This window comes from Leptodesmis sp. (genome assembly GCF_052746595.1).
Genome location: NZ_JBRAGO010000011.1, coordinates 53,218 through 59,716, shown reverse-complemented (window position 1 = coordinate 59,716; position 6,499 = coordinate 53,218). Strand labels below are relative to the sequence as shown.

Sequence of the window (6,499 nt, the reverse complement as noted above, 5' to 3'; positions counted from 1 at the left end):
TACCAAGAAGGTGACACGCACCCCCCTCTTAACCTGGATTACCGCATCACGAGAAATTGAAAGTTTGTAGCTATCTTTACAGTTTTAGATGCGTTTTCCTTGTCTGCTAGTATCGTAGGGTTAATGAGTCAGGTATTGCGCTGATGCACCAGCCACTACTGCTGGGGGATGCTTCCCCTTCTAATTTTTATGCCCAGGTTGAATGGGCAACAGGATTTACTCATACGATTTAGTGGCAGCATTGGATAAGTGACAGTGCTGAGATCGCCACAGATGCAGCCTATTGGAATTGTCAAAAACTATCCAAAGCTACGCTTAATGTCGTCCTGATGCAGAGGCTCAATCTAGCCTCCTCAGCCATTCTAAGTGGCTCAATCTTTTATCTGGACATCTCCCGTTTGTAGGTCGGCTGCAAGCGCCTGATATTGAGACTTGCTGTGTTAAGTCCTGGAACTAGAACACCAATCAAACTTTTGTCAAAGTTGAGAAAATAATGCAAACTATCTCGCCTTCCTCCTCCAGTCATCTTAATTTCACGACTCAAGATTACATTGACCTAGAAACTACCTACAGTGCAAACAATTATCACCCGTTAGATGTGATGATTACCAAAGGACAGGGAGTCTGGGTTTGGGATACCGATGGGAATCAATACCTAGATTGCTTGAGCGCTTATTCTGCTTTAAATCAAGGTCATTGTCACCCGCGCATCCTCCAAGCACTGGTGGAACAAGCCGCTAAAGTCACCCTGACTTCTCGCGCCTTTCGCAATGATCAGTTGGGGCGATTCTACGAAAAGCTGTGTCAGATTTCAGGCTTACCCAAGGTGCTACCAATGAATTCGGGAGCAGAAGCGGTCGAAACGGCGATTAAAGCCATTCGTAAATGGGCTTACACCGTGAAAGGCGTACCTGCAAACCAAGCTGAGATTATTGTGTGCAGTAATAACTTTGCCGGACGCACGATCAGCATTGTTAGCTTTTCTACGGAGGAGCAGTATCAATATGGGTTTGGGCCGTTTACATCGGGATTCAAAGTGGTGCCCTATGGCGACGTGGCAGCCCTGCAAGCCGCCATCACTCCTCATACGGCGGCTTTCTTTTTGGAACCGATTCAAGGGGAAGGCGGTATTATGATTCCCCCCGATGGCTATCTTCAACAAGCCGAACGCCTATGCCGCGAGAACAGCGTGCTACTGGTGTTTGATGAAATTCAAACCGGATTGGGGCGCACGGGTAAAATGTTTGCCTTTGAACATGAAGGGGTGAAACCGGATGGCATTACCATTGGCAAAGCCCTATCCGGCGGGTTCTACCCAATTTCTGCCTTTGTCAGCACCCACGAAGTCATGGATGTGTTTAATCCTGGCGATCATGGCAGCACGTTTGGGGGCAATCCCCTGGCAGCGGCTGTGGGCATGGCGGCGCTGGATGTAATTGTAGAGGAACAATTACCCGATCGCGCTGCCGAATTGGGAACGTACTTCATCATGCGATTGCATGAAATTGCCAGTCCTCATATCCAAGAAGTGCGGGGTCGAGGATTGTTGATCGGAGTGGAGCTAAAACCGGAAGCGGGTGGCGCACGACGATTTTGCAAAGCGTTGATGCAAGAAGGCATTCTGGCGAAAGAGACCCGCGAAAATATCATTCGATTTGCACCGCCACTGGTGATCACGCGATTGCAACTCGATTGGGCCTTAGAGCGAATTGAGCGGGTGCTGATGACAAATTGATTTGCAATCCAAATCTAGATAAACAGAGCCAATGATCGATCGCTCCAATCTCGTCTAATAGGGAGTTGGGTGGCGGTCGCTCGTTTTCAGGAGCTTTCAGACAGTTAAGTCCCTGCACTACCGGGATAATTTAAGGAGCAATATCCGTTTCTGTTAGAAGTCCGAGGAAATGAAGATACCTATGTTCAGTTAGAATTTCACTCTCCCTAAACGGAGAGGAAATGCCCACTTGGAGCTTTAAGGCTTTGAAGTTGAGATTTTAACCAGGTATACCAATTCTCTAAACCTTCCCCTGTAGTCGCCGACACCTGAAAGATTTGAATGTGAGGATTTACTTGTTTGGCATACTCAATACAGCGATCGACATCAAATTGAACGTAAGGCAATAGGTCAATCTTGGTCAAAACCATCACCTCACTGGCACGGAACATGTAGGGATATTTGATTGGCTTATCTTCTCCTTCGGTCACGGAAAGAATCACTACTTTAGCGCATTCGCCCAAGTCAAAGAGTGCCGGACAAACCAAGTTGCCAACATTTTCAATCGCCACAATTGAGTCAAGGGGCGGATTGAGCTCGGTGTACCCTCTTTCTACCATGGCTGCATCTAAATGACAGCCTTTCCCTGTATTGATCTGGACGACTTGACACCCCGTTGCTTTAATTTTTTGAGCATCGTTAACTGTCTCCTGATCTCCTTCAATCACACTAATGGGAATTTGAGCTTTGAGATCGTTAATCGTGCGAATTAATAGGGTCGTTTTGCCAGCACCAGGAGAACTGACCAAATTGAGTGCTAAGATCTGGCGGCCTTTAAACCAACCTCGATTTTGAGCAGCAATTAAGTCGTTTTTCTGTAAAATCTCCTGTTCTAAGCTGATGGTCGTGCCGTGCATTGGAGCATGAATTTGAGATGTATCCACAGAGGAATTAGGATGTTGGTGTGGGTGGATATGACTATGAGAGTGAGTAATTACTGTGCCATCGGCCAAGGTATGAATGTGCGACTGAGAGTGATGGTGTTCGTTGGCTTCTGTTGGCGAATTAGTGATTCTTACGTTACTATCATCGGAACAACCGCAGGTTACGCACATAGATCGTCTACCTCCATTGCCTTAATTTTCAGTTCATTGCCCCGCACGATTTCGAGATCGATGCTACCACAGCGATCGCAAATACCAAAGGGCTCGCTTAAAGGTATTTCTGCCCCACACTGACGGCATTTCCCCAAACCAGCAATTTCTAGGATTTCTAAACTGGCGCCTTCCAATACCGTACCCCGGCAGCAAACATCAAAGCAAAAACGAATGGCATCGGGCATCACTACTGCTAGTTGACCAATTTCTAGGGTTACTCTTTTGACGGGAAGGTTTCGAGCGTGCTCGGCTGCGATAGCAACAATATCTCGTGTAATTCCGAGTTCGTGCATTACGAGGATAATTGAGGTGGGATGATACTTTTATTGCAGCATTAAAATTGGTGGCTTTGAGGTTTTTCCTGGAATTTTTTAAGATTGTTTAATCACTCTAATGCACTTTTTACATCAGTAGTGCGATCGCAGACCTTAGACTGGACTCCTCACACACCCCCCGATGTTACGGTGGCGATCGTTCACCGAAATGAGGTTGAGCGAAAACTAGTCGGGTTTCTTCAAGCTGAACCAGGAGTTCGCTATCCATTTCACCGTCATGCAGTAGTCGAGGAAATCTTCATGCTAGAAGGGAATCTGGTAATTGGGGATGAGGTCTACGGTGCCGGAGATTATATCCGCTCTCACCCCGGTTCCAGTCATACGCCCTACACCAACAGAGGTTGCCGTTTCTTCGTCCATACCTCAATTGATGACAATATCCTGAATTAACCGGGGTGGCTTCTCTTTAAGCCGAGAGCACTACGCCTGCTCCCAAAGCTCTCGAACTCCATTTTCGGGTAGCCAACTAGCAATTTCCTGAATGCGCTCTTCAGAGAGTTCACGCTCCGTTGCTGAGAACACGGCTTTCACTGCCTGCCTGCGCTCAGTATCTTTATATTCGGGGTTTCGCTCAAGTCCACCTTCGTTTGCAACCCGGAAGAAAAAGCGATCGGAATCAATTTTGAAAATACCTAGACTTTGCCAGGGTGGACGAACCCGACTTAAGAAGCCTACTAGTGGATTCGTGTCTTGCCACAGATCGGTCATGTCCATCTGAAGTACTTTTTCTTGAGCTGGCATTTTCCGTTGGATCAATCTCCGGAATGTCTTTTCTCAATGTTTCATCTGCCATCATGATCTCCTTTGCCATGTGACAAAAATTTTGAATCTTGATTTAAATTAAGAGACCTCTGGTTAAAGGGTATCCTTACATAGTCGTGTGCGGACAAACATAAACCTTAAACGACTTAATACAAGACTTTTACCTAACACTTCCTATAGTTACTAATTGCAATGTAAGGATTGTGCTGCTTTTTTTGAGTCGTGCCATTGCAATAGATCAGCTTCAATAGTGTCGGGGAGTATAGATCCATTGTTTTCCCTGACACTGTTGTACGATTCGAGTTTTACTAGAGCCAATCAAAATCACCGTTCGCATATCGGCATCGTCGATCGCCAACTGCTCCAACGACTTAACCTTTACTGTTTGCCCAGGTCTGCCCAGATTGCGAGCTAACACGATGGGGGTTTGGGGCGATCGCCACTGCAACAAAATCTCTTTTGCTTTTTCGAGTTGCCAAGTGCGCTGTTTAGAGACGGGATTGTAGAAGGCGATTACAAAATCTGCTTGGGCAGCGGCTGAAATCCGTTGAGCAATCACCTCCCAGGACTTAAGAATATCGGAGAGAGAAATAGCACAAAAGTCATGTCCCAGCGGTGCGCCCACTTGGGCAGCGGCGGCCTGCATCGCCGAAATTCCGGGACAGACCTGAATTTCAACCTGCTCCCACTCTGGTTTTGCCTCTCGCTCCAGCACCTCAAAGACGGCAGCAGCCATTGCATAAATGCCTGGGTCACCCGATGACACGATTGCCACCGTTCGTCCTGTCGCCGCTAAATCTAAAGCAGAACGGGCGCGATCGAGTTCTACTCGATTATCGGATTCGTGTCGAGCAGTGTGAGGTTTCCGCAACGGTTCTGCTAGATTCAGGTAGGTTTTGTACCCGACCCAATCCGTCGCAGATTGCAGAATTTCTTTCACTTCGGGAGATATCCAGGCAAATGAGCCGGGACCTGTACCAACGATCGCCAGTTTTCCAGGCCGGGAGTCGGGAGTCGGGAGTCGGGAAGAATTAGACTCTGGATCAAACTCATAAACTAGACAGTTTTTACCCGGTGGTTGCATCGCTTCAGTGCGATTCTTCTGCACGATTTGAATCGTAAGAGTTGGAGAGTGGAGAGTCAGAATATTTTCCTTATTCTCCTCCCCACTACTCCCCGCTCCCCATTCCCCATTCTCCTTTTCTGCAATTGGTAATCGACTCTGCTCTAGCCAAGGTGCTTCACCTATCAGTTTAACGGTTGCCCCAGCTAGCACATTTGAGATAAACGTTTTAGCATCCTCAGGATTGACTAAGCGATATTCCGGTGGAGGCGACAACAGGGTTGTTTGAAATCGTAACTCACCCGTTGTAGTAATCGCAGCAGATACGTGCAAAACGGCTGCAATTTGACGTGCCAGATGATTCACGCCTTGCAAGCCGCCTAATAACGGCACAACGGCACTGCCATCTTCAGCGATCGCTAAAACTGGGGGTTCTTGCCATTTATTGGTCAGCAGAGGAGCGATCGTCCGAATCAAAATTCCAGCGGCACAAATGCCAAGAATGGGGGTGTTCGATCGAAACAGTTCCCGTACAGTGTCCCCAAAGTTGTCGTAGGTGAGATCTGCCGATTGAGTCCGGTTGGTTAATCCATAGACGACAGCTTCAGGAATGACAGTCTGAATTTGACGGGCAACAGGAATACTGGCTTCTCCTAGAATGATAATGACAGGTGCATTCATTTCCCTGGGATTTTCTAGCGGATTATTGAGTTCATTGTTTGATAAATGCTTGATGTTCTGCCGAACCAATTCCCGTTTGCAAAGTGGCTAGAATCTGTTTCATATTGCCTTGCAGCATTGCGGGCACATCTAACCATAATCCTGGAAGGACCTGACTGCAAATGACTCTCTGTTGATCCGGTTGCAACGAAACATAATCTCCGTCTTGCAACGTGAACCAATCAATCTTCTGATCAAAGACTTGCCAAACAATATATTCTTGAATGCCATTCCGTCGATAAGCCCGCTTTTTATCCCCCCAGATCGATACTGACGCTACTAGCAGCAATTTCGGTAACCAATTCCGGCGCACCTTCCAAATAACCATCATCGCTGAGTATCGAACGTCCGCCATTGGCTTGACGAATCAGCGAAACACCATCGGGTTGAGGTTCATTGTCAATGTCCAACCGCGCTGTTGGCTCAATTCCCATTTCCACTGGGGGTGTAGCGGCTTGATAAACCCCCAACCAAGTAATTAAACATCCGTGGGGTTCAGCATGGGATCTAAGGCGCAGCGGCGATGCCATGTAGACGACTCCTTCAATCAATTCGGCTTTTTTGATTTCTGGCATGGCATGGTAACGGCGCTCAAATTCGAAACGCGTTAGGCGATCGCCATTTTCCAGAGTTGGTAATTGAGAGCGGATGAACGGAAGAGTAGAAGTCATGGCAAATGGGGAATCGGAAATGGAAAGTGGGGAATCGGGAATGGAATTAGTTCTCGCCTACTCCCTACTCCCTATTC

General features: G+C 47.4%; 8 protein-coding genes. 2 read left to right on the top strand and 6 right to left on the bottom strand.

Features of this window, described 5'->3' with window-relative positions; all coding sequences use genetic code 11:
* Positions 1-493: 493 nt before the first annotated feature.
* The gene (gene rocD / locus ACUVQO_RS04205) at positions 494-1,735 is read left to right on the top strand and encodes an ornithine--oxo-acid transaminase (protein WP_445924637.1); all 1,242 of its coding nucleotides are present in this window, start codon (positions 494-496) and stop codon (positions 1,733-1,735) included.
* A gap of 206 nt (positions 1,736-1,941) precedes the next feature.
* Here rocD and hypB read toward each other — a convergent pair whose 3' ends face one another.
* A complete protein-coding gene (gene hypB, locus ACUVQO_RS04200; protein ID WP_445924636.1) occupies positions 1,942-2,658 on the bottom strand; it encodes a hydrogenase nickel incorporation protein HypB in 717 nt (238 codons plus the stop codon).
* 161 nt (positions 2,659-2,819) lie between these two features.
* On the bottom strand, positions 2,820-3,164 hold the full coding sequence (gene hypA / locus ACUVQO_RS04195) for a hydrogenase maturation nickel metallochaperone HypA (RefSeq protein WP_445924635.1): 345 nt from the start codon (positions 3,162-3,164) through the stop codon (positions 2,820-2,822).
* An 84-nt stretch (positions 3,165-3,248) separates the two neighbouring features.
* Between hypA and ACUVQO_RS04190 the strand changes: the two genes are divergently transcribed.
* Positions 3,249-3,596, top strand: coding sequence for a cupin domain-containing protein (locus tag ACUVQO_RS04190; RefSeq protein ID WP_445924634.1), 348 nt, complete (start codon positions 3,249-3,251; stop codon positions 3,594-3,596).
* Positions 3,597-3,626: 30 nt separating this feature from the next.
* Here the strand turns inward: ACUVQO_RS04190 and ACUVQO_RS04185 are convergent, their stop codons facing one another.
* The 4 genes from ACUVQO_RS04185 to ACUVQO_RS04170 all read right to left on the bottom strand — a co-directional run bounded on the left by ACUVQO_RS04185 (position 3,627) and on the right by ACUVQO_RS04170 (position 6,422).
* Positions 3,627-3,920 (bottom strand): DUF2267 domain-containing protein, encoded by a 294-nt coding sequence (locus ACUVQO_RS04185; RefSeq protein ID WP_445924633.1) that lies wholly within the window; start codon positions 3,918-3,920, stop codon positions 3,627-3,629.
* Between the two features lie 292 nt (positions 3,921-4,212).
* A complete protein-coding gene (cobJ, locus tag ACUVQO_RS04180) occupies positions 4,213-5,712 on the bottom strand; it encodes a precorrin-3B C(17)-methyltransferase (RefSeq protein WP_445924632.1) in 1,500 nt (499 codons plus the stop codon).
* A gap of 31 nt (positions 5,713-5,743) precedes the next feature.
* Positions 5,744-6,079: a Uma2 family endonuclease gene (locus ACUVQO_RS04175; protein ID WP_445924640.1), complete on the bottom strand. Its 336-nt coding sequence runs from the start codon at positions 6,077-6,079 to the stop codon at positions 5,744-5,746.
* On the bottom strand, positions 6,003-6,422 hold the full coding sequence (locus ACUVQO_RS04170) for a Uma2 family endonuclease (RefSeq protein WP_445924631.1): 420 nt from the start codon (positions 6,420-6,422) through the stop codon (positions 6,003-6,005). Before ACUVQO_RS04170 ends, ACUVQO_RS04175 begins: the two co-directional genes overlap by 77 nt.
* Positions 6,423-6,499: the final 77 nt, after the last annotated feature.